Annotated in this window: 17 protein-coding genes; 10 read left to right on the top strand and 7 right to left on the bottom strand. The window is 42.1% G+C overall.

Annotation, left to right across the window (positions count from 1 at the left end; genetic code table 11):
* The first annotated feature begins 119 nt into the window (after positions 1-119).
* From ACL6C3_RS28930 to ACL6C3_RS28920, 3 genes are all read left to right on the top strand, one after another.
* Positions 120-950 (top strand): metallophosphoesterase, encoded by an 831-nt coding sequence (locus ACL6C3_RS28930; RefSeq protein ID WP_413163426.1) that lies wholly within the window; start codon positions 120-122, stop codon positions 948-950.
* A 112-nt stretch (positions 951-1062) separates the two neighbouring features.
* Complete coding sequence (locus tag ACL6C3_RS28925) at positions 1063-1494, top strand: DUF29 family protein (RefSeq protein ID WP_413163424.1); 432 nt, start codon at positions 1063-1065, stop codon at positions 1492-1494.
* A gap of 17 nt (positions 1495-1511) precedes the next feature.
* Positions 1512-2249 (top strand): class I SAM-dependent methyltransferase, encoded by a 738-nt coding sequence (locus ACL6C3_RS28920; RefSeq protein ID WP_413163422.1) that lies wholly within the window; start codon positions 1512-1514, stop codon positions 2247-2249.
* A gap of 20 nt (positions 2250-2269) precedes the next feature.
* Here ACL6C3_RS28920 and rppA read toward each other — a convergent pair whose 3' ends face one another.
* Positions 2270-2950 carry a two-component system response regulator RppA gene (gene rppA, locus ACL6C3_RS28915; protein ID WP_413163421.1) on the bottom strand — a complete coding sequence of 227 codons (681 nt, stop codon included), beginning with the start codon at positions 2948-2950 and terminating at the stop codon, positions 2270-2272.
* Positions 2951-3027: 77 nt separating this feature from the next.
* Complete coding sequence (locus tag ACL6C3_RS28910; RefSeq protein WP_413163420.1) at positions 3028-3687, bottom strand: glutathione S-transferase family protein; 660 nt, start codon at positions 3685-3687, stop codon at positions 3028-3030.
* Between the two features lie 157 nt (positions 3688-3844).
* On the opposite strand from ACL6C3_RS28910, the gene hisG reads away from it, so the two are divergent.
* The 3 genes from hisG (at position 3845) to ACL6C3_RS28895 (ending at position 7800) form a co-directional block, all read left to right on the top strand.
* A complete protein-coding gene (gene hisG / locus ACL6C3_RS28905) occupies positions 3845-4489 on the top strand; it encodes an ATP phosphoribosyltransferase (RefSeq protein WP_413163418.1) in 645 nt (214 codons plus the stop codon).
* A 468-nt stretch (positions 4490-4957) separates the two neighbouring features.
* A complete protein-coding gene (locus ACL6C3_RS28900; protein WP_413163416.1) occupies positions 4958-6784 on the top strand; it encodes an ABC transporter ATP-binding protein in 1827 nt (608 codons plus the stop codon).
* A gap of 62 nt (positions 6785-6846) precedes the next feature.
* Positions 6847-7800, top strand: a complete 954-nt coding sequence (locus tag ACL6C3_RS28895) for an MDR/zinc-dependent alcohol dehydrogenase-like family protein (protein ID WP_413163415.1) — start codon at positions 6847-6849, stop codon at positions 7798-7800.
* Here the strand turns inward: ACL6C3_RS28895 and ACL6C3_RS28890 are convergent, their stop codons facing one another.
* Entirely contained in the window at positions 7801-9516 is a 1716-nt protein-coding gene (locus ACL6C3_RS28890; protein ID WP_413163413.1) for a sensor histidine kinase, read from the bottom strand. It abuts the gene before it with no gap.
* Positions 9517-9890: 374 nt separating this feature from the next.
* The gene (locus ACL6C3_RS28885; RefSeq protein WP_413163412.1) at positions 9891-10499 is read right to left on the bottom strand and encodes a hypothetical protein; all 609 of its coding nucleotides are present in this window, start codon (positions 10497-10499) and stop codon (positions 9891-9893) included.
* A gap of 187 nt (positions 10500-10686) precedes the next feature.
* On the opposite strand from ACL6C3_RS28885, the gene ACL6C3_RS28880 reads away from it, so the two are divergent.
* On the top strand, positions 10687-11016 hold the full coding sequence (locus ACL6C3_RS28880; RefSeq protein ID WP_413163411.1) for a hypothetical protein: 330 nt from the start codon (positions 10687-10689) through the stop codon (positions 11014-11016).
* A 168-nt stretch (positions 11017-11184) separates the two neighbouring features.
* Here ACL6C3_RS28880 and ACL6C3_RS28875 read toward each other — a convergent pair whose 3' ends face one another.
* Positions 11185-12810: an FG-GAP-like repeat-containing protein gene (locus ACL6C3_RS28875; RefSeq protein ID WP_413163410.1), complete on the bottom strand. Its 1626-nt coding sequence runs from the start codon at positions 12808-12810 to the stop codon at positions 11185-11187.
* A gap of 169 nt (positions 12811-12979) precedes the next feature.
* A complete protein-coding gene (locus ACL6C3_RS28870; protein WP_413163409.1) occupies positions 12980-14422 on the bottom strand; it encodes a sensor histidine kinase in 1443 nt (480 codons plus the stop codon).
* Between the two features lie 182 nt (positions 14423-14604).
* Here ACL6C3_RS28870 and bcp point away from each other — a divergent pair, with 182 nt between their 5' ends.
* The 3 genes from bcp to ACL6C3_RS28855 all read left to right on the top strand — a co-directional run bounded on the left by bcp (position 14605) and on the right by ACL6C3_RS28855 (position 16627).
* Positions 14605-15069 (top strand): thioredoxin-dependent thiol peroxidase, encoded by a 465-nt coding sequence (gene bcp, locus ACL6C3_RS28865; RefSeq protein WP_413163407.1) that lies wholly within the window; start codon positions 14605-14607, stop codon positions 15067-15069.
* A gap of 12 nt (positions 15070-15081) precedes the next feature.
* Complete coding sequence (locus ACL6C3_RS28860; protein WP_413163406.1) at positions 15082-15552, top strand: NUDIX hydrolase; 471 nt, start codon at positions 15082-15084, stop codon at positions 15550-15552.
* A gap of 247 nt (positions 15553-15799) precedes the next feature.
* Complete coding sequence (locus ACL6C3_RS28855) at positions 15800-16627, top strand: alpha/beta fold hydrolase (protein WP_413163405.1); 828 nt, start codon at positions 15800-15802, stop codon at positions 16625-16627.
* A gap of 181 nt (positions 16628-16808) precedes the next feature.
* Here the strand turns inward: ACL6C3_RS28855 and ACL6C3_RS28850 are convergent, their stop codons facing one another.
* Positions 16809-20555 (bottom strand): PAS domain S-box protein, encoded by a 3747-nt coding sequence (locus ACL6C3_RS28850; RefSeq protein ID WP_413163403.1) that lies wholly within the window; start codon positions 20553-20555, stop codon positions 16809-16811.
* Positions 20556-20789 lie beyond the last annotated feature (234 nt).

Here is a 20789-nt window from a genome sequence, read left to right as displayed (position 1 = left end):
TGTTATTATCAGGTAGGAGGGAAAAACTTTCAAACCGATAAAATAATTATGGGGTTGGAGGGGTAGCCAAACGGACTGCTACACTAGAATTTGCCTTATTTCAGTTAATATCAACATTCATGGACAGGCTGTTTACAGGTTCACTTCAGGTAGAATACTTGACTTTGGCAATTGCCAATCTTCCCGCTTCACTAGACGGAATTCGACTGGTTCAGTTGAGCGATTTGCATTATGATGGGTTTAAACTATCTGATCGCTTATTAGCAGAGGCGATCGCCGAAACCAATCAAGCCGATCCGCATTTAATTTTGCTGACAGGCGACTACGTTACCGATGACCCCAAACCCATTCATCGCCTCGTTTGGCATCTAAAACTGTTGCGGAGTCGGGCGGGAATTTATGCGGTGTTGGGAAACCATGATTACTATTATCCTTACTCCCAAGGAATCGTTACAGAAGCATTGACAAAAATAGGCATTCAAGTCTTATCGAATCAAGTTGTTTATCCCTTAGGAACGGAGTTGGCAATCGTTGGATTACCGGATATTTATTCGGGTCACTTTAACCCAAATTCGGTAATGGATTCGGTCGCTCAAATGATACCCAGAATTGTATTATCTCACAGCCCAGATACCGCCGAATTGTTGAAAAAATGGCGGGTTGATTTACAATTATCTGGTCACACTCACGGCGGTCAAATTGTGTTACCCGGAGTCGGGCCGTTACCGGGTTGGATGCGAGAAGTTCAATCTCAACTCCCCCCCAGTTTGCGGTTTTTAGTGCCGTTAAAATCGAATTGCAAGAAGATGTTTAAACATTGGGAATGGGCTTCAGGTTTGCATCAGGTGGGGTCAAATTTGTTGTATGTGAATAGAGGTTTAGGAACCTATCCACCGGGAAGATTCAACTGTCCGCCCGAAGTTACTATTATAACTTTAAAAAGCTCTTAGTTGTTGGGCTACTCTACGAGAAGGCGAAGCGCCTACAGCCCTAATTTTCTGCGCTAAAGCGCAACAACGAACTCTCAGTTAAATTAGGTCAATTTGAAAATTACTTAACACAATGGAAGAACTACTTACTCTTAAAGAACTCCTACATCAAGGCAATATAACAGAAGCCCTGTTAATTGTAGAAGAATTAGAAGAAATGAGCAAATCAGATAAACTGAATAAAATATTTAGTTATGGTATTATTTTGCTTTTGCACCTGATTAAGCAATCTGCTGAAAGCCGCACCACCAGGTCTTGGAATCTTTCGATTCGCAATTGGGTTAAGCAAATTCAACGCATTAATTCTCGCCAAAAAGCAAAAGGAACTTATATGACCGAAGAAGAATTAGCAGCAACCCTAGAGGATGCTTATGATTTAGCATTGGAAAAAGCGGCGATAGAAGCTTTTGAAGGAAAATATGAAGCTGAAGAATTAAGTCAATTTGTCCAACGGGAGGAGATAATAAAAAAGGCAATGAATTTAATCTGGGAACGAGAAATATAGAACTTGTAGGACTAAATATGAAAAGAACCGATGAAGTTTGGAAAACCGCCCAACTCGCCCAAACCTTTTTAGAAGGGGTTCGGGGTGCCATTCCCCTCGCGAATGAACAGTTACAAATGATATTAAGAATTGTTCAAATGGCTCGGTCTGAAGTTAACAGCGTGTTAGACTTGGGCTGTGGCGATGGTATACTCGGGCGGACGATTTTAACTCAGTATCCGAATGCAAAAATTGTGTTTTTAGACTTCTCAGAGTCCATGATTTCTGCGGTTAAAGATAAGCTGCAAACCCCCGAAAATAACATTGAGTTTGTCTTGGAAGATTTTGGTCAAAAAAGTTGGGTGAATTCCGTTCAAGATTTCGGTAAATTTGATGTAATTGTTTCGGGTTTTGCCATTCATCACCAACCGGATTCTCGGAAAAAAGAAATTTATCAAGAGATTTATAATTTATTAACACCCGCAGGGGTTTTTCTGAATTTAGAACACGTTCAATCTGCTTCTAATTTGGGTGAATCTGTTTTTAATGAGATGTTTATTGATTCACTTTACCGTTATCATCATCAACGGGGAAATTCTCAATCTAGAGAAGAAATCGCCCAACAGTATTATAACAGACCCGATAAAGCCGCGAATATTTTAGCGCCCGTTGAACTGCAATGTCAGTGGTTAACAGACATCGGTTTTCTTGATGTTGATTGTTTTTTGAAAGTGTTAGAATTGGCGTTATTTGGAGGGATAAAACCCGCAGAATAGATAACTGAATCTCCGATTTTCTATTCTCCAAACCGATAACCTTTTCGGTAAACAGAATGAATCAATTGTCGCTCGTTAGGGTCTTCAATTTTGCGCCTGAGGAGTCGAATTTGAGCCGCCAAAACGTTACTACTGGGTTGATCGGAATCCGCCCACAAATGTTGATAAATTTGTTGGTGGGTGAGTAACTGACCGGAATGGCGCATAAAATATTCCAGCAGTTTACTTTCTTTTTCCGACAACTCAATAATGCGTCCGTTGCGATAAGCCAGTTGATTTTCAATATCTAATTCTAAATCAAAAACTTGCAGTCGAGAAGTAGACGCCGGAGATTCTAAAGTCGGAGGGCGGCGCAATAAAGCCCGGACTCTTGCTAATAATTCCCGCAGTTCAAAAGGTTTGATCAGATAATCATCCGCCCCGGCGTCGAGTCCTTCTACACGGTCATTTAATGTGTCTTTTGCAGTTAGAAATAAAATCGGAATTTGGTTGTTTTGGGAGCGCAATTGTTGACACATTTCAATCCCCGAATGATGGGGTAACATCCAATCCAAAATTAATAAATCATACTGAGATTGAGCGGCTAAATCATACCCGGTCGCCCCGTCATCAGCCACATCAACCGCATACCCTTCTCGGGTTAAAGCCCGACTCAAAGGAAGGGTGAGTTCAACTTCATCATCAACAAGAAGAATTCGCATCTTTCTGATTAGTAATTCCTGGCTAACTCCCACTCAAATTATATTTTAAAATGTTAATTTGAAATGTTGTTTTCAAATTAATTTTGTGAATGGGGAAGTCGATATAAATATTCAGACTCTAACGCCGCCGAATTTACCCATTCATTCATCGCAGGTAAAGACCAGATTGCATCAGCATAAGCTTGTTCGACTGCTCCCAATTTTACATCATAAGTAATAAACCGAGAAACCACCGGAGCAAACATCGCATCGGCAATGCTAAATTCCCCAAAAAGAAGATCGCCATTTTGACCGTATTTCTGACGACATTCTCGCCAAATTGTACAGACGCGATCAATATCGCCTTGCACTTCTGGCTTCATTCCCTCGCCGGGATAACGACCCCGACAATCCATCGGCATTTGATAGCGTAAATTGAAAAAGTTAGCGTGCATTTCGTGACTGACTGAACGAGCAACAGCCCTCGCTTTTTTATCTTCCGGCCACAAATAGGGGGCAAAATTATCCGCAATATATTCACAAATTGACAGGGATTCCCAAACTGTTAAATCATCATCCAGCAATACCGGAACTTGTCCTGATGGAGAATATCGGCGAATATCTCGGTGAGAGTTTGGCGTATCGAGAGGAATCCGAATTTCCGCAAATTCTAGTCCGGCTTGTTTCATCGTTAACCAAGCCCGCAACGACCAAGAAGAATAATTTTTGTTCCCGATAACCAGAGTAAGTTTGCTCATAATCTGGTACATATTATGTAGGTGGTTGTGAGTTGTTGTTCGTCATGTTTGATCGGACTCTAATGGTTGATAACACAGATATTCAGCTTTGATATCTCTATCTTGCGAATTCTGGAAAAACATCCATCGATCACCTGTAAATTACACCCAAACTGATATGATTACCGTAGCACTTCCCAAAGGCGCCTTGTTAGAAGACAGTATTCAACTTTTACAAGAAGTTGGATTAGATTTTAGCGCCTTTCTCGATTCAAGTAACCGACAATTACAAATTGATGACCCCACACACACCGCCAAAGGTTTGTTGGTACGGGCGCAGGATGTTCCCGTTTATGTCGAATATGGTCAAGCCCAGTTGGGAATTGTTGGTTATGATGTTTTGCGGGAGAAAAAACCGCAAGTTGCTTGTTTAGTTGACCTCAAATTTGGCAAGTGTCGGATGTCGGTTGCTGTCAAAGAATCGAGTCCTTTTCGCAGTCCGGTTGAGTTACCGCTTCATAGTCGAGTTGCGTCTAAGTTTGTTCATTGTGCGAGTGAATATTTTGAGAGTTTAGACCTTCCTGTAGAGATTATACCGCTTTATGGTTCAGTTGAACTCGGGCCGATTACGGGAATGTCGGAAGCTATTGTTGATTTGGTTTCAACGGGTCGCACGTTAAAGCAAAATGGTTTAATTGAAATTGAGGTTTTGTTTGAAAGTACCGCCCAGTTAATTGTTCATCCCTTGAGTTATCGCGTCAATACGGGAGGGTTAAAAACGGTCGTTGAAAAAGTGCGATCGCAAATTTTAGCAGCCGTTTAATATCTCACTTTACCATTTTTTTTGCTTGTCAATTAATACTTTGGTTGAGGCTCAACTCATTAATTATTAACGAGTTGAGATATTTTTTATAAAATCAGATCATGTCCGACTAATTAATAATCCTAAACGTAGGGGCGGGTTCTGCATTGATGTTGATGACTACTCTGAGATTGAGATAAACCCGCCCCACCCCATAACACGCATTAATCAACCGGATATCATATCATTTCACAAACCCATTTCCTCAACTTTTAGTTTGAATTTAATTTTCATCCGGATCAAACAACAAAATTATTTTTAAAATTTTACAAATCACTTATTATCTTATCATCCATTCTCGCTAAAAATCAACCTCAAACCTATAAATTTAACAAACATCTCTCCCTTTACAGAGAAATTTTCAGCTAAAAATGCTACATTAAGAACGTTTAACCTGTTCCACACTCAGCACAGATCCGATATCTTTGAATGACTAGCCTATTTTCTCAACGCAAAACTCGCCAAAATCAACCCGGTCGTGAAACCGACTGGAAACTCATAGCCCGTTTAGGAGGATACGCCAAACGCAGCCGGGGAATCCTCGTGATTTCCATGATACTATTAATTCCTCTGTCTCTCTCTGGAGCGATTCAACCGATTCTGATCGGACAGACAATTTCCCTAATTCGAGGTGAACCCACTTATGAATTTTTGGGGGGAATGTCGCAGTCTGAGGGGTTAAATCTTCTGGCTTGGTTGTTGTTACTAACTATCATTATACGCTTTATTGTACAAGCCGGACAGGGGTTTTTAGTTCAAAAAGTCGGGCAAAAAATTACCGCAGATATTCGCAATGATTTATTCCATCATGTGACCTCATTAGCCGTCCGTTTTTTTGACCGAACTCCTGTTGGAAAATTAATTACTCGTCTGACCAGCGATATTGATGCGTTGGGGGATGTGTTTTCAACGGGCGCGATTGGTATTATTAGCGATTTATTTTCCATTGGAGTCATCGCCGTGACCATGTTTACCCTGCAATGGAAACTCGCTTTAATGCTGGTTTTATCTATTTTCCCGGTGACGGCGGTGATTGTTTATTTTCAACAACAATATCGAGTCGCCAACTACAAAGCCCGAGAAGAACTCTCAAATCTGAACTCAAAACTGCAAGAAAACCTCACCGGAATTAACGTCGTTCAACTCTTTCGTCGGGAAGAATTTAATGCCGATTTGTTTCGTTCCAACAACAATCGTTATATCAAAGCCGTCGATAAAACTATCTTTTATGACTCGGCCGTATCTGCGACCTTAGAATGGATTGCTTTGGTGGCTATTGGTGCGGTTTTATGGTTTGGAGGTCAGCAAGTTGTGGGAGGAACTCTCAGCTTTGGGGTGCTTTCTTCGTTTATCCTTTTTGCTCAACGTTTGTTCGATCCGCTGCGACAATTTGCTGATAAATTTACAGCCATTCAAGCCGGATTAACTGCAATTGAACGGATCAATAATCTCCTCAGTGAATCCGTAGAAATTCGCGACCCCGAAGAACATCACCGTCAATATTTTACCCCCCAGAAAACTCAATCAACCGGAGAAATTAGATTTGAAAATATTTATTTTGCCTACAAACAAGGTGAGAATGTTTTAAAAGATCTCAATTTTACGATTCATCCCGGAGAAAAAGTTGCCTTAGTTGGGCCGACGGGTGCCGGAAAAAGTTCGGTGATTCGTTTACTTTGTCGCTTGTACGAACCCAACCAAGGCCGAATTTTAGTCGATGGAATTGATATTCGAGATTTAGCCCAAGCCGAACTTCGCCGTCATATTGGAGTGATTTTGCAAGACGGTTTTATCTTCGCCGGAGATGTTAAAAGTAACATTTCTTTGGGTGAAACCTACACAATGGATGAAATTAGAATCGTCGCAGAAAAAACCAATATTGCATCTTTCATTGAAAAATTACCCCAAGGTTATGACACCGAACTCCGAGAACGAGGAACCAACCTTTCGAGTGGTCAAAAACAGTTACTCGCCTTTGCTAGAGTCGCCATTCGCAACCCGAAAATATTGGTTCTCGATGAAGCCACAGCCAATTTAGACGTAATTACCGAAGCGTTAATTCAAGAAGCATTAGAACGGCTTTTAGAAGAACGCACCGCTATTATTATCGCTCACCGCCTTTCAACCATTAAAAATGTAGATAAAATTTTGGTGTTAAAAGGGGGCGAATTGGTCGAATTTGGCAGTCACGAAGAATTAATCGAACGTCAGGGGGTTTATGCTCGTTTGTACAAGTTACAAATGTTAGGAAGTTAAGAGTAAACTTGCTATAATTTCCCCCATGCCTGATAATAATAGTGTTGACTTCAAAAAATCCCATGAGAGGACTTTGGCTCGAAAATCAGCAACTCCAATTTCGCGATAATCTTCCCGTTCCCGAACCTCCAAACGGTGAGGTGAGAGTGCGGGTTTTACAAGCGGGAATTTGCAATACAGACTTAGAATTAATTCGCGGATACTACCCTTACACGGGAATTTTGGGTCACGAATTTGTGGGGATAATTGAACGGGGGCCTGAAGAATTCATCAATCAACGAGTCGTCGGCGAAATTAACGCCAGTTGTGGAGAATGTTGGTTTTGTCGCACCGGACAACCAACCCACTGTGAAAATCGCACGGTTTTAGGAATTGTTAACCGCAATGGTGCCTTTGCGGACTATCTCACCTTACCCTTAAAAAACCTGCATTTAGTCCCCGAAAATGTTCCCACAGATGCGGCGACTTTTACCGAACCTATCGCCGCAGCGTTGGAAATTCAGCAACAAATTTCTATCCAACCCACTCAAAAAGTTTTAGTAGTTGGAGATGGTAAACTCGGTCAATTAATTGCCCAAACTTTGGCATTAACCGGGTGCGATTTATTGGCGGTCGGTCGTCATCGGGAGAAGTTAGAAAACTTAGAAAAACGGGGAATAAAAACGGGTTTTGCAGACGCAGTTAAACTCAAAAGTTTCGATGTGGCGGTTGAATGTACGGGAAACCCAAGCGGCTTTGAACTCGCCCATCAAGCTTTGCGTCCTCGGGGAATTTTGGTGTTAAAAAGTACCTACGCGGGAAAATTAACCTTTGATGCGTCGGCGTTGGTTGTTGATGAAATTACCTTAATTGGTTCCCGTTGTGGCCCCTTTGCGCCGGCTTTGGAATTATTAGCTGAAAATAAAATAGATGTCGGGTCGCTCATTCAAGCCCGTTATCCCCTGAGTGAAGGTTTACAAGCGTTTAAACACGCTCAACAAAAAGGCGTAATGAAGGTATTATTAGAGATGAGTTAATCAAATCAGTGAATCTTGTATTTCGCTCTCAATTGAACTTTGAATCGGTAGAGTAATGATAAATTCGGTTCCTTCGCCTTGAGATGAATTCACCTGAATATTACCTTGATGTTTTTCAATAATTTTGTAAGATATCGCCAAACCGAGTCCGGTACCTTTCCCGACGGGTTTAGTGGTAAAAAATGGGTCGAACAGTTTCCCTAAAAGTTCTGGGGGAATTCCTCCCGCATTATCTTTGATACGAATATTAACTTGTTCATCTTGAGTTTCTGTGGTAATTATAATTTTTTGCAGGGATTGGTTTTCTTGTTCCAGTAACGCATCAATTGCATTGCTGAGAATATTCATAAACACTTGGTTAATTTGAGCGGGATGACAGTCAACCGGCGGAATATTACCATAGTTTTTAATGACGTGAACTTTAGACTGGAGGCGGTGATTTAACAGCAACAATGTACTTTCTATTCCTTCGTGTAAATCACAAGCTTTGACCTGGGCTTCATCCAAACGGGAAAAATTTCGCAACGACAGAACAATCTCACAAATTCGGTCGGTTCCCATTTGCATTGATTGTAAGATTTTGGGAAAATCTTTGCTAATAAAATCGATGTCGCTTTCTTCAATAATTTCAATCATTTCTGGCGATAATTTTTCACCATTTTTTTGAAAAAATGCAACCAAATTTAAAAGTTCTTTTGCGTAGGATTCCAGATGATTCAAGTTCCCGTGAATAAAACTAATTGGATTGTTAATTTCGTGGGCGATTCCCGCCACCATTTGACCCAAACTCGACATTTTTTCAGTTTGAATCAGTTGGGTTTGAGTTTCATTTAATTCGCAAGTATATTGTTCAACCCATTCGATTAATTGATTAATTGAAATCGCCAATACACCCACCTCGTCGGTACTGTTCACCGGAACTCGTAAATCAAAATCTTCAGTACCCGTTACCGTTTGGGCGACTTCGGTCACTTTTTGAATGGGACGAGCAATACTTCGAGCGGTATAATAGGCTAAAATTGTTGCAATTAGAATTGACAGTAATAAACTTCCTAAAATTACCCCCGTTCTAAACTTTTCTGCTTTTACTAAGTCTTTTTCAGCCTGTTCAATTTGCTTTTCTGAAGATTCAATTAAAATCTTAAGTTCGTCGGTATAACGGTTAAAATTCACCGCAGGAGAACTATTTAAAAATCGGTTAATTTGTCTTTCTGTACGCAATAAATACGCTTCTTCTTCCCGGTCTTTGGGGAGTAACTTCAAAATCATTCGCTGACGTTGAGCATAGTCCTCTAACACCTGTTCATAAACTTCTAAAAAAGGTTGCATTGGAGTGAGCTTATTTAAAGATGTTGTGGCTTGTAGTTCATTCAGTATCTCTTTCATTTCCACAACTCTATCTTCAAAATCGACTTCAGCTTGACGAAATAAAACCTTATCTTTTAACACGGGAATAAATTCTTGCTCGGGTCGAAAATTAACCGCTACCAATTGCAATTTCCCCAAGAGTGAACCTTGAGTGCGAGCGAGTTTGAGTTGTTCTTTGGCGGTTTGATGATAGTGATTTCCAAACACCAAACCCATCAATACTCCGAAAACAGCAATACCGAGAGAAATCGTATATCCCCCGTAAATTTTATGAACAATACTGGTTTGTTTAAATTGACAAAAAAATCCTTTGCTGTGATCCCCTTCTGAAAACGCTATCTTATTCATAGATTACAACACTTTATATTCGGCTGGGAAGACGGTCGATTTTGGATCTATTATAATTAATTAACAGCCAATTTACCCGAGTTTCAAGCTTGGAAAAATCGGTGCTATATTTCAAATTTTGTTGTTAATTTATGCGCCTACAGAACTCCTATGCGTGTCAAGTTCAACCCCGAGCAAGAATTGCGGAGATGCTTCTTTGGCGAACCCTGACCCTAAGAACAGATGCTCGGTTGTCATGTCAAGATGATGGTCTATTGAGATTGGAGGGTTTCTTAAACCGTGAGGTTAAAAGAAAAAGAAAGGTGAGGAGCGAATGAAAACGAGAAAAAATCTCTAACAATATGGACGAAAACGATAGAGCAGAACTTGAAATCTTAGTTCAAGAAAACCGAACCCGTTCCCGTAATATTCAGGGATTTGGTATCGAGAAAGAAACTTCCCGTCGGTTGAAAACGAACTTCTAAAACCCCCGGTTCAACGGCTTCGGGAACAACCAATAACAATCCGCCATCCTGACGCCGATAAGTTAAATTGAGCGGAATCGGTAATCCTTGCAATTCTACCTGAGAATTCGCCCCTAAAGTTCGTTCTCCGGTTCCTTCGATGACTTGATAAGTGATCTCCCCATTGGTCGTATTCACCAACCTGATATTCACCGACTGACGACCATTCAATGAAAGAATAGCACTCGGTTCGGGAAAGCGAGGGGGGGGTTCGGAACTTTGGGGTCGTTGTTGATCATCGCGCAGACGTTGTACCGGAGTGGTCGTCGGCGCCTGTGGAGTCGCTTGTTCCTCCATTTCCTCGTCGTCGGTTTCCTCGTCGGTTTCTTCTTCCTCCTGCGGTTCAACAATAGCCGGTTTTCCCTGTTGAGGTGGCGGACCTCCTGCGATCGCGATCGCACTGAACCCCATCAAAAGACTACCACAGAGCAAACCCCACAATCGGACGGAACTTTGAGACAATAGATTGAATCGAATCATCTAGATCTACTCCCCTACTCATTGGAATCAAGAAACATTTCTCGATCAGATGTTATCCAGTGTAATGGACGTAGCTTCAACCGAGCGGTTCAAATTCATTTTTTGAGTTTGTTCTACTCAGGCTCCTGAGAAGCTATCCTGGGAAAAGAAAACCAATTAATAAACACATCAGACTCTTATCTGGTTTATGAAACTCCTAAAACTCCCCCGCATCTTGGCTTTGACATTAACGGTAATTTTGACTTCTGTTGTGGCGATCGCCCAGATGGTGCTAGGTTTACAACAGACTCCCCGTTTAATCGCTCAACTCCTCCCGACTTCTCACTCCAACCCGGTTGAACAGCAAAACACCACCCCGGTTGTCAGTCTCAACCAAATGTCTGCTGAGTTGAGTCAACAGTGGATCGCCTCTACAGCTTCGACAAACAACCCCTTAGTCGCTCAAACGGACTCCTCTCAACACAACAATACCTACTCGGGTTGTAACTGTCCTCAGTGTCAAGGCGTTAGCGTTTGATTTCTTTTAACAGAAATTTCCCCGAAGCCAATCAGCAATCATCAAATCTGAAGCGGGTTTTGATTGATTCGTAGCTGAGGATGAATAAATCCGGCTTCTACCAAGATAGACGGAGTTTCCATCACCAACCCCAGGAGGTGAGGAAACTTCCCCTTACCGTTTTGAACCCTATTGAATCGCTATAAAGTTAACCGCACTTAACGTCGTGGCATCAAAATTCACAAAGCGGGTTAGAATCTCATCACCTACGGAAATATTACCCGTATTGAGGGTCAACTCACTGAATTGCAAACCGTTTGCTAATCCAATCACATCTTCTTCAATCCGAAAATCTCGAATAAAATCATTTCCCGTTCCTACACCAATCACAAACGTATCATTTCCCTCTCCTCCTATCAAAAAATCGTCACCTGCTCCTCCAATTAAATTATCATTACCATCGCCACCTGATAATGAGTCCTCACCATCTCCACCGTCTAGTTGGTCGTTACCCAGATCTCCACGAATGTTATCACCACCTGCTCCTCCAATTAAATTATCCGCACCTTTGCCCCCAAATAGAAAATCATTGCCATCCTCACCTGCCAAGGCATCATCACCTTGATTCCCCAAGATAGTATCATCTTCCAAGCCACCTGCGATCGTGTCGCTATTTACATTTCCAATCAGTACATCTTGATCGTCCCCACCCATCAACGATTGAGGAGGGGTATTGAATAACAAGGAGAAGTCATCTCCGTCGAAGTTGACTGATGCTAAATCAATCAAGCCGTTGCCATCAAAATCACCCGCAGTAATCGCTCTAGGAGCAAAACCCGTCGAAATATCCAAACGATTCCCAAAGCGACCATTGCCTTCTCCGAGTAAAACGCTAACATCCTCACTCAGGAAGTTCGCTGATGCTAGATCTAAGATGCCGTCCCCATTCAAATCTGTTGCGACTAAGCCAGCAGGGAGATCACCGACCGCAAAATCGCTACGTTCACCAAAGCTTCCTGTTCCCGTTCCTAACAGAATTGAAATGGACTTATTGTCAGCATTGCCGACCGCCAAATCAATCGTACCATTTTGATCAAAATCTCCCGTTGTCATTGTATCAGGGCGATCGCCAACTACTAAATCGGTACGTTCCCCAAACCCACCTACTCCATCGGCTAAGAATATGGAAACCGTGTCGCTTAGAGCATTAGCAACGGCTAAGTCCGAGAACCCATCAAGATTAAAGTCAGCCGCAGCAATCGCAAAAGGACCTTCTTGAACGCCCAAATCCAAACGATTCCCAAAGTTACCGTTGCCATCATTTAACGATACAGAAGCCGTATTGTCCCCAAAGTTAGCCGTTGCTAAATCGAGGCTACCATCTCCATTAAAGTCGCCCACTGTCATTGCGATGGGAAATGCACCGACCTCAGCAACCAGGGGGTCTCCAAAGTCTCCCAAACCATCACCCAACATGATCAGAAGGCTATTCGCATCAGCAAGAGCAAGAGCAGCAATATCTAGCACTCCATCACTGTTAAAATCCTCAATTGCCACTGATGAGGTATTACTACCAACAATCATGTCATTGCGATTATCAAATCTACCCTGACCATCGCCAAACAGTACGCTAATGAATTCACTATCGATATTAGCAACAGCGAGATCTAAAGCACCATCACCATTGATGTCTCCCGAATCGATAAAAAGAGGACTGCTACCAACGCCTACAAATTCGACAGCGAACGCGATGGTTGATGGGGTCAGGGTTTCCTCAAATGGGGTAAAGACATCATGGAGAAAAGTGTTATCCATAGGTGTGATTTTTTACACAAGCTCAAGACGGCGAAGCGATATTATCACCCTCAAGTCCAGACTTCAAACGACAGTCCGTCAAATGTGAGCTTTCATCCAATCAAAAGATCGTGGCTGTATTTCGCTTGTTTCACACGACCTACTATGGAAAACTTTAGTGGAATCGGGGTTATTTTCCTGATTCTCCCCGATGAACGGGTAAAATAACGGTAATCGTTGTTCCTTTATTCAGTTGACTCTCAACTCGAATTTGACCTTGATGGTTTTGAACAATGGCTTGGGCGATCGCCAGTCCCAGTCCGGTTCCTTCCCGACGCCGATGAGATCGAGACGGATCGACCCGATAAAAGCGATCGAAAATTTGCGGTAAAGCTTCGGTCGGAATTCCAATTCCGGTATCTTTCACTAAAACTTGCAGTTGTTCAAATTGAAAATTCTGTTTGTCTCCAGAATCGCTTCCTTTGGTTAACCAGAGGCGTTTTCCTTTCGGTATCCACTGCAATTGTACCGTTACTTCGCCGCCCGTTGGAGTGTGTTGTACCGCATTATCGACTAAATTCGTAAACAAACGCACCAATTGATCCCAATCGCCTGTTAGGGTAAAATAATCTTCCAAAGCGATTTGGGCATTTGCAGTTTCTTCCGTTGGGGTTTCCGTTTGTACAACCTGAGGATCGATAATATCGAGATTTAGGCGAATTCCTTTGGATGCGGCGATCGCATTTTGTTCTTCGACCACTTCCATTAATACCGCATCCAAAGGAACCAAAACAAACTGAAACTGCACAATTCCGCTATCATTGCGGGCGAGAAACAGCAAATCATCGACTAAACGCCCCAAACGGCGGGTTAAACGTTCGATCACTTGCAGTTGTTGGCGTTCGCAGGGATTGAGATCCGGTTCGGCTAAAGCAACCTGAACGTTGGTTTGAATGGTCGCGACCGGACTCCGCAATTCGTGGGACGCATCTGCGGTAAACTGTTTTAAGCGTTGATAGGATTCCCGTACCGGAGCGATCGCCAAACCCGAGAGAAACCAACCGATCGCCCCCACCGAAATCACCGCCGCAGTCGCCCCCAAAGTGAGATCGATCATCAACTGACGGGTCGGTTTTGTGACTTCAAACCAGGGGTGAGAAATACGAAGATAGCCCAAGACTTGACGGCCAACTTGAATGCGATCGCTGACTTGTCGGAGTAGAATAGTCTCAGTTTGATTCGACTTGGAAATGCGAACCGTTTCCCCGTTGCGGTTGAGATGAAAAGGAATATTCAACGGTTCGGAAAAAGTAGACCACAACAACTCCCCCGTCGGACTAAACCATTCGATCTCAATGCGATCGTCATCTGTGGCGTTGGTGTTGTTGCGAAAACTCGCTTCTACATTCACCTGAAACTGGCCGTTTACTGAAATCGTCCCCTCTTTGGAGAATACCGACTCGATCACCAAACTTCGTTCGACCACTTCCACCACATGATTGAGTGTATCATCAATTCGTTCAATCAGAGTATTGCGAAAATAGAGAAAAAACGCACAAACAAATAATACTAACAAAACAGCGGTAACACTGGTGTACCAAATTGCCAAACGCCGACGAGTTGCTTGAAACATTTATCTCCGCTAATCTCTTGGAATATGCCCGAATGATTGACAGATAATCACAGAGGAAATAAGATTTTACAGACGTTTTAAGGCAACGTTGAACTAATATTTCCGGATTTGGCAAAAAAAGCCACGATCAGACATAATATGAATGCTCGATCGATCATCTTATCCTAAAACTCTCACCTCCAATGACTCTGAACCCTGGCGATCTGGCTCCTGAGTTTACGTTAAGCGATACCGAAGGAAATTCGGTGAGTTTGAGTGATTTTCGCGGACAACCTGTGGTGTTGTATTTTTACCCACGCGATAACACTCCTGGCTGTACAAAAGAAGCTTGTGGGTTTCGGGATCTCTACGCACAATACCTCGCTGAAAATATTGCGGTGTTGGGTGTCAGTACAGATGATGCCAAATCTCATACAAAATTTGTCAGTAAATATCAGCTTCCCTTTCCCTTATTGTGTGACGAAGGCGGAAAAATTGCCAGTCTTTATGGCAGTTATGGGTTAAAAAAATTTATGGGTCGAGAGTTTATGGGAGTTTACCGTCATACGTTTATCATTGATGGAGAGGGTAAAATTGTTAAGATCTATCGTAAAGTCAAGCCCGCCGATCATGGGGCTGAAGTTCTCAAACTGTTTACCGAACAATAGAGGTTTAAAACATTGCTAAAATCTGTCAAACGGTTATGGCAGTTCGCTCAAACGGTGTTGGGAATTATCTTCCGTCATCCCGTTACAGGCGTTAGTGTTGTCCCCATTTTACCGGACGGTCAAATTATTTTAGTTCGACGTCGCGATAATGGCAAATGGGCTTTACCCGGAGGTATGGTAGATTGGGGCGAAGATATACCAACCGCCATGCGACGGGAACTTTTAGAAGAAACCGGACTGGAATTGGTTAAGATGGGTCGTTTAGTTGGGGTTTATTCGGCACCCGATCGCGATTCGAGAATTCATTCGATTTGTATTTTAGTCGAAGCCGAGGTTCAAGGCACGGTTAAAATTCAGGATGAACTGGAAATTAGCGAAGTTAAAGCGTTTAGTCGGGAGTCCATTCCCAGTAAAGATAACCTCAGCCATGACTACGCCCGCCAAATTCAAGATTATTTAGAAGGTCGCACTACATTAGCTTAAAAACCCGATAACAGCTTAAATTCAGTTAATATTAGCTGAATTGACATCAATTTTAAAATTGGCTAAAAAGGAACAAACCACTTTCACAGGTTAGCCATGAACAACAGTTAGACGTCACAGACCCGTTTTGCTCATGTTCTTCTGGGTGTTTAACCGCTCTAGCATCTTAAGATTTTTTCTGTTATAAACACCCCCCAGACTGATTTTCAGTCTTAACTTATTCAACCCCTTAAATAAAATTGTAACGATGTTTGAACAGATTCATCATTCTCGCGTCAAATTGTCTCAGGGTCAAATTTTCTGGCGTGAAGTCGGTCAATCCGACCTCAATCTCGTCTTCTTACATGGAGATTGGCACAGTAGCAGTCAGTGGTTGCCTATTTTTCAGCATTTGTGTGGGGAATATCGTTGCTTTGCGCCGGATTTATTAGGATGTGGAGAATCCGACTCTCCCAACATTCATTACTCGATTGATTTAATGGTCGATCTTTTAGCAGAATATCTGAACCTATTAAAGTTAGAAGAAGTTTGTTTGGTGGGTCATTCTTTAGGAGGATGGATCGCCGCAAGTTTTGCCCTAAAATATCCCGAACGAGTGCGACGTTTAGTTTTAATTTCTCCAGAAGGTGTCAAGGCGAGCCACCAAGAAGGACGTTGGCGTTGGCGACGGTGGTTAGCTCATCCGCCCGCCCCATTACATTTAATTTTAAAGCTCTTTTATCCCTTTTCCCCTTTATTTCGACAACGAAAAAAAGTCAAACAAACGCTACAACACAGACAACAAATGCTCAATTATATCGGCGCTTCTCGACTGCTGTTTAAACGGCGGTGGGCAGAATATCGTTCGGAATTATTAGATGAACGTTTATCGGTTCTCAGAGCGCCTGTACTGATTTTACAAGGAACTCACGACCAACCCATCGCCTTATCAATGAGTGAATCTTATTCGGTTCTCGCACCGATGGCTGATTTACAATTTGTTAAACCCGGTGGCGAGAATTTACCCGAAGAACTTCCCGATGTCGTCGCTCAATATATCCGAGAATTTATAGCCGGTTATCTGAAATTAGTTTAATCAACAAATTCGCTAGTCAGAGGGTTAATTTGTAGGGGCGGGTTCTAAATTAATTGATCAACTCCTTGCCGAAAACTGATATAAACTCGCCCCGGAGTTGAGAGTTGGGAATAAACTGTTTATTGTTCCCTGTAAACTGTAAAGACTGGTCAAAATTGAGGTGTAAATTTCCGGTTGCGTCTCAAGCCGAAAAAACTCGGTTTCGCCCCAAAGCTTTTGCTTGGTAAAGAGCCGTATCTGCTATCCGTAGAACCGCTTCTAACGTTTTTCCATGTTGGGGGAAACAAGCCACACCAAAAGAAGCAGTAATTGAGCCTAAAGATTGATCGCCATGATTTAATTTTAAACGCTCAATACTATGACGAATTTCTTCGGCTCTGGTTTGGGTATCATCCAGAGAAGCCTCCGGTAAAATCAACGTTAATTCTTCCCCTCCGTAACGACAAGCAACATCAGAACCCCTTATATTATTTTTAAGTAACTGAGCAACGGTTTTGAGAACTTCATCACCCGCATCATGTCCGAAATCATCGTTAAACTGTTTAAAATGATCGATATCCAGCATAATAATTCCTACAGAATAGTTTTTTCGTCTGGCCCGGTGAATTTCTCGCTCTAAAGATTCTTCTAAATAACGACGGTTGAACAGTCCCGTGAGCGAATCTTGTATACTTTGGGTTTTCAAGGTTTCTTGTAGTTTAACATTCGCCAAAGCAACCGCTAAATGTTCGGCAACAGTACGGGCCAGTTGTCGTTTAGCCGGGGTCAATTGTCCCGAAGTTAAAGCCGCAATATGAAGCAGTCCTAACGTATTTCCTTGAGCCATCATCGGTACACATAATGACTCTGCGGGTAAACCATTCTCCGAAGAAGTATGTTGACAAAATAAATGGGGAGAATTAGCATCTACCCAATGAATACTTCCCCGTCGCAACGCCCAACATTCATCGAGTCGAAAGACAGTTTTTGTCTTCAAATCTTCCCCCCAAGTGGCGATCGCCGTCAGAGAATTTTCCGACTCCGTTAACAGAAAAACCCCTCCCCCACAGTGAGGAAATAAAGGTTTGAGCAAATCCGCCAACATCTGATAAGCTTCTTGTAAGGAACTAGAAGCTTGCAAAAAACTATTCATCTCGCCCAACAAAACCATCTCTTGATGGCGCTGTTCTAAAGCATTAATACCATCCCTTAACTGCTCGTTAATTTGGCGCAACTGTTCGCGGGTTTTTTTACTATCGGTAATATCAACGCAGGAACCAATATAACCTGAAAATTCACGATTTTTCGTCCATTGCGGTATTCCCGTATCTAACAACCACCGATATTCCCCATCGGCACGTTTTAAGCGATATTCTATCGAAAACTGTTCCCGAATTTGAAATTTCCGCCGATAAACTTGTAAAAACCCTTCTTGATCTTCGGGATGAATATTTTCAATCCAACCATTCCCCACTTCTTCTTCTAAAGTTCCTCCGGTAAAAGATAACCAACTTTGATTAAAAAAGTAACGCAGCCCATCATTTCCCGCAATCCAAATTAACACCGGAGCATAATCAGCCATCAATCGAAATCGTTCTTCACTCTCCCGCAATGCTTCCTCTATTTCTTTGCGTTTGGTAATATTAGTAACCATCGCAAAAGCACCAATATATTGATCAAAACTATCAAAAATCGGTGCGGTAGAAACAGATGTCCAAACAATTTCCCCGGTTTTACGGTGAAACTTAAAATCATGTTGTTCACAAATTCCCAAACGCCGACGTTCAAAACTAGCCGCCGCAATTTGCCAGTGTTCGGGATCGATAAATTCAAACATCGATTTTCCCATCATTTCTTCTACCCGACAGCCAAGCATCCCCGCCATTTGTTCATTAACAAAGGTGGTTTTATTCGCCGCATCAATCACCCAAACGCCATCAATTGTCGTTTCAATGAAACGACGATAGCGTTCTTCACTTTCCCGTAAAGCTTGTTCTATCCGTTTTTGTTCGCTAATATCACGATTGCTCACCCGTCGTCCTAAGCAACGTCCATCACTACTATAAACCGATTGACATTGATGAGAAATCCAGCGTGTTTCTCCTGTACGGGTAATAATCCGAAAATCTATAAAATAAGGTTTATTCTCCTGTAAACCCTCCTGCAAATATTCTAAAATTCTTGGTCGATCTTCAAGATGAGCAATGGCGATTAATAATTGCGGGTTGCGGATAAATTCTTCGGGAGAATATCCGGTAATTCGTTCGCAAGAAGGAGAAACATACAAAAAGTTTCCCAGAGGATCGATCCAATATTCCCAATCATAGGTGAAGTTAGCAACCGTGCGAAACCGTTCTTCACTCTCGCGAATTTCTACTTCTGCTTGTTTGCGTTGGGTAATATCTCGCGCCACAGCATAAATCCGATTTTGTTCGACAACCGGCGTCGCCGTCCACAACAACCAGCGATAAGTACCGTCTTTACACCGATAACGATTTTCAAATTCTAAGGAGTTAATTCCCGTTTTTAATCGTTCCAGTTCCGCTTTCGTGCGATCGCGATCTTCGGGGTGAACAAACTCAATAAAAGCTTGTTTTTTTAGGTGTTCTTCTGTATAACCGAGCGCGAGTTTCCAAGCGGGATTTACCCGCACAAAATACCCCTCAAAATTGGCAACGCAGAGCAAATCACAAGATAAATTAAAAAAACAGTCTCGCTCTTGTTGGGCTTGAATTCGTTCGCTAATATCGGTTTGAATACTCACATAATGGGTCAGTCGCCCTTCGGAATCTCGCACCGGGGAAATTGTGACTTCTTTCCAAAATAACGTTCCGTCTTTGCGATAATTTCGGACAATCACGGAACAACTTCTTTCTTCTCTTAATGCGGTTTCTATTTCTTGTAAACCCGGTTGATTAATATCATCCCGATACAAAAAACGGTGATTTTTTCCAATCACTTCCGCCGCGCAATAACCGGTCATCTCTTCAAAGCCAGAATTTACATAAATAATTGGGTTTTCGGTTTGGGTCGGATCGCTCATCATAATTCCATTGGGGCTAGATGCGATCGCACGTTCTAACAATCTGAGTCGAATTTCTCGCTGTTGTCGCTCCCAAATTTCTCGCTGTAAACGCAAGTTTGTCTGTTCTAAAGCGAGGGTTCGCTCTCGAACTTTCACTTCTAAATTTATTTTAGCCGTTCGCAGATCGAGTTCGGCTTTTTCTCGTTCAACTAATTCGTTTTGTAGGCGATTTCCCAAATAACTTTGTTGAATTGCAATCGAAATTTGAATCGCCAATTGTTGTAAAAATTCGATTTCCCAATTGTACCAATGTCTCGGTTTTGAGCAGTTTTGAGCGATTAATAATCCCCACAATTTATTGGGCGATGGAGCGCGAGAACCGGTTACGGATCTGTCGGTCAGTAAAATCGGTACAACTAAATTCGCCCGCACTTCTAACTGGGCTAAAAATTCGGCGTAGCAGGGGATTAAATTGGCTTTTTCTCGATCTTCAAATACATGAAAACTCTCGGGACGCTCAAATAGTTCTTTTCGATTCGCAAAGCAGGGATCTTGTACCGGTTTCCCCTGTAACGACCATCTCCGTGTTTCTACGGATTCTACCCACACTTCTCCCCCGCTCTCCCCTTGAAAATGGTAGATGATCACCCGTTCGTTTTTGAAAAAATGTCGCACTTCATCCACGGTTGTCTGCAAGTTTTCACGGAGATTTAATGATTGACGAATCCGTAAAGATACGGAAGATAATAGATGATTCCGCTGAGATTGTAACTGAAGTGTCACCATATATTCTTGCAGTTGCCGTTCTAGATTTAAGGCCAAACAATCCAGAAGTTTTTCTTTCTCAGATCGTAGCTTTTCTACCTCGTCACTCAGCTTAGAGACCTGATTTTCCAATTTTTTTGTTTGATTCCCTGAATACATCGTATCCTCTCTTTTAAAATTTTTTTATCTAAATTCTCTTATTCAAAGATATTAAAAAAAAAATCAAATTATACCAATTTTAACAAACTTTCACACAAGCTAGAGTTAATCTGCCAGAAATCATTGTTTTTCCGGCTCTCCAACCTTGAGTTTTAAAAAGCTCAAAAAAGTCAGGCGATCCTTTTTTAAAAGAAGAAATAAGCGATTTTAATCCTAAATTATAGTCAAGTTATG

It is taken from the genome of Capilliphycus salinus ALCB114379, assembly GCF_047276495.1.
GTDB classification, from domain to species: Bacteria; Cyanobacteriota; Cyanobacteriia; order Cyanobacteriales; family Microcoleaceae; genus Capilliphycus; species Capilliphycus salinus.
Note: the sequence above shows the minus strand (reverse complement) of the source record. Positions and strands in the feature narration are given on the sequence as shown.

What these genes read in the sequence shown, in the direction of transcription:
- ACL6C3_RS28930 (WP_413163426.1), top strand. Translation starts at nt 120, where the DNA reads ATGGACAGGCTGTTTACAGGTTCACTTCAGGTAGAATACTTGACTTTG.
- ACL6C3_RS28925 (WP_413163424.1), top strand. Translation starts at nt 1,063, where the DNA reads ATGGAAGAACTACTTACTCTTAAAGAACTCCTACATCAAGGCAATATA.
- ACL6C3_RS28920 (WP_413163422.1), top strand. Translation starts at nt 1,512, where the DNA reads ATGAAAAGAACCGATGAAGTTTGGAAAACCGCCCAACTCGCCCAAACC.
- rppA (WP_413163421.1), bottom strand. Translation starts at nt 2,950, where the DNA reads ATGCGAATTCTTCTTGTTGATGATGAAGTTGAACTCACCCTTCCTTTG.
- ACL6C3_RS28910 (WP_413163420.1), bottom strand. Translation starts at nt 3,687, where the DNA reads ATGAGCAAACTTACTCTGGTTATCGGGAACAAAAATTATTCTTCTTGG.
- hisG (WP_413163418.1), top strand. Translation starts at nt 3,845, where the DNA reads ATGATTACCGTAGCACTTCCCAAAGGCGCCTTGTTAGAAGACAGTATT.
- ACL6C3_RS28900 (WP_413163416.1), top strand. Translation starts at nt 4,958, where the DNA reads ATGACTAGCCTATTTTCTCAACGCAAAACTCGCCAAAATCAACCCGGT.
- ACL6C3_RS28895 (WP_413163415.1), top strand. Translation starts at nt 6,847, where the DNA reads ATGAGAGGACTTTGGCTCGAAAATCAGCAACTCCAATTTCGCGATAAT.
- ACL6C3_RS28890 (WP_413163413.1), bottom strand. Translation starts at nt 9,516, where the DNA reads ATGAATAAGATAGCGTTTTCAGAAGGGGATCACAGCAAAGGATTTTTT.
- ACL6C3_RS28885 (WP_413163412.1), bottom strand. Translation starts at nt 10,499, where the DNA reads ATGATTCGATTCAATCTATTGTCTCAAAGTTCCGTCCGATTGTGGGGT.
- ACL6C3_RS28880 (WP_413163411.1), top strand. Translation starts at nt 10,687, where the DNA reads ATGAAACTCCTAAAACTCCCCCGCATCTTGGCTTTGACATTAACGGTA.
- ACL6C3_RS28875 (WP_413163410.1), bottom strand. Translation starts at nt 12,810, where the DNA reads ATGGATAACACTTTTCTCCATGATGTCTTTACCCCATTTGAGGAAACC.
- ACL6C3_RS28870 (WP_413163409.1), bottom strand. Translation starts at nt 14,422, where the DNA reads ATGTTTCAAGCAACTCGTCGGCGTTTGGCAATTTGGTACACCAGTGTT.
- bcp (WP_413163407.1), top strand. Translation starts at nt 14,605, where the DNA reads ATGACTCTGAACCCTGGCGATCTGGCTCCTGAGTTTACGTTAAGCGAT.
- ACL6C3_RS28855 (WP_413163405.1), top strand. Translation starts at nt 15,800, where the DNA reads ATGTTTGAACAGATTCATCATTCTCGCGTCAAATTGTCTCAGGGTCAA.
- ACL6C3_RS28850 (WP_413163403.1), bottom strand. Translation starts at nt 20,555, where the DNA reads ATGTATTCAGGGAATCAAACAAAAAAATTGGAAAATCAGGTCTCTAAG.